Here is a 2,495-nt window from a genome sequence, read left to right on the forward strand (position 1 = left end):
CAATGGTTCCCTCTCCATGACGACCTCCCATGCCTTCGGCGACGACGTCCTCCGCGCCCGCGATCCGTCCGAACTCCGATCCGTCCAAGCCCCGATCCGTCCGCATGACGGATGGGGGGATCGCAGACGGCCGGCAGCGCCGATCCTAATCGCGTGACTTAGGAATACCACATGGCGATCCGCAGGCGATCCGCACGTCACCGTCTCCGCACGTTCCACACAGTGACCTCACCCAATGGCCTCACCAATACAATGTGACCCCCACCAAATGCGACCCGACCAAAAATAGTGACCCCGCCAATGCAGTGGCCCCTTGGCGCTGGTCGACGCTGGTCGACACCGGCCAGCACCGGCCCCACGAGTGCCGGCACGCTCTCCCCGTCATCATGCTCACTTAGCACTCATGACGGCGGAGTGCTAAAATCGTCCATGGGCAACGCCGTGGTGCGGCCACACCATCAACACCATCACGACCGCGACGCAGGTCCCGCATCACACCCAATCGCATTCATATCGCTTGCAGCCGCGGTCCGACAGAGAAAGGAGCGCAGCAGTGCGCGTCGCGGTCATCGCAGGACCCTACGTGCCCGTCCCGCCGAAACAGTACGGCGGCACGGAGCTGGTCATCGCGAATCTTATCCGTGGACTTCGGGAGATGGGTCACGAACCCATCCTTCTGGCCTCGGCCGATTCGACCATCGACTGCCCCATCGTCCCCATCACGGACAAGGCCATCTTCTTCCCACGGCACAGGAAGGACCTCCCCGCCTATCTGGCGCGGGCGAAGGAGATCGAGAAAACCACCGCCGACAAACTGAGGGGAATCCTCGACGACGTGGACATCATCCACTCGCATGGATTCGATCTCAAGGATTTTCAGGACTTCCCGAACCTCACCACGATGCACGGTCCGGTCACCTTCCAGCAGCTGGACTACTACGATCATCGCCGAGACCTGTTCTACGCCTCCATCTCACGCAACCAGCAGGACGCCTTTCCCGACCTCCAATACGTCGGCGTCGTCTACAACGGCGAGGATCCCTCACGCTTCCCGATCGTCACGGAACCCGACGACTATCTCTGCTTCCTCGGCAGATTCGACAGGGAGAAGGACCCGCATCTCGCGATACAGCTGGCCATCAATCTGGGAATGCGGATCAAGGTCGCCGGCAAAATCGATCATCAGGGCGACGGCTACTTCGACGAGGAGATCCGTCCCCTTCTTGCCAACCCCCTCGTCGAATACCTTGGCGAACTGGGATTCGAGGACAAGGTCAGGCTCCTCTCCCACGCACGATGCAACCTGCATCCCACCGGATTCCGCGAGCCCTTCGGACTGACCGTGCTCGAGGCGGCGTATTGCGGAACCCCGACGCTGGCCATCAAACGCGGATCCATGCCGGAGCTCATCGAGGAGGGACGCACCGGCATGCTGGTCGAGGACTTCGTGGAGGGCTACCACGAGATCGAAAGCTGCTTCGACATGGACAGACGCTACATCGCCGAGCGGGCACGCATGCTGTTCAACTACCGAACGATGACGAAACAGTATCTCAAGGCCTACGAGAAGGTCATCGACATCGTCCACACGCGCGAACGGCAGAAGCAGACCATCCGCAGAATGGCCGCACAGACGCGCACCGATCTGAGCGACATCTGGACCGGCAACACGCGCGGGAACCTCCGCTTGCCCAGCCCCTCCCCCGAGGGGCGCGGCTCCCGGCACACCGACAGGCCGGAGACGCGGATTCTTCAATAAGGTGAAGCCGACCGATAAGGTGAAGCCGGTAAGGTGAAGCCGGACGCCCGCCGGGCATTCTGGGCATCCAGAAGCGATGCGTCCACGCCGGTGCTATCATGCCGTCTGACAGGTGATGGGCCCCGCCTGGATACGCCGCCCGACACGCTCCGGCTCGATACGACCGGTGCGGGCGTGGACGCGCATCCGAACCGCATACGCTGATGGTTCCTACAGACAATGGCCGAGGTATGGCCATACGCTGAAAGGAGCATCATGTCCTTCATGACATCGCCATCCACCTCCCGCGGTGAATCCATATCCGATGGCGCCCCGGCGTCCGACACCGAGGAACGCGGCCAGACCGGCATCAGCCCCTCCTCCGACGGAGCCGGCCACACTCCGTCGCTGCTGGTCGGGTCGCTGCTGGTGGGGTCGCTGCTGGTGGGCGTCGCGCCGGGACAACCCGACGCCGTCGCCCGGACGGCCATCGAATGGGCCGCCCGCATGGGACTTCGCAGGATCCATTTCGTGTACGTCGACCCCACCATGACGTCGGCGTCCGATGGATATATGGAGCCTCTTGATTCGGACAGCCTCGACGAGTCCCGCGCTCGGGCGGCGGACGAGCTGTCCCGTCGCATGATGTCGCTGGATCTGCCGCCGGACATGACCTCGGATTTCACAGTGGTGCCCGGCGATCCCGCCGACGGCCTGCGGGGGGAGGCCGACCGATCCGACGCCATCGCGATCGTGG

At 63.3% G+C, this 2,495-nt stretch carries 2 protein-coding genes; both read left to right on the forward strand.

Annotation, left to right across the window (positions count from 1 at the left end):
• Positions 1-553: 553 nt before the first annotated feature.
• On the forward strand, positions 554-1,759 hold the full coding sequence (locus Q1X90_RS00440; RefSeq protein WP_300765693.1) for a glycosyltransferase family 4 protein: 1,206 nt from the start codon (positions 554-556) through the stop codon (positions 1,757-1,759).
• Between the two features lie 255 nt (positions 1,760-2,014).
• Positions 2,015-2,495 (forward strand): hypothetical protein (locus tag Q1X90_RS00445; protein ID WP_300765694.1); only part of this gene is annotated, 481 nt, incomplete at its 3' end.

The sequence above is a fragment of the uncultured Bifidobacterium sp. genome, assembly GCF_949292005.1.
Lineage (GTDB): Bacteria > Actinomycetota > Actinomycetes > Actinomycetales > Bifidobacteriaceae > Bifidobacterium.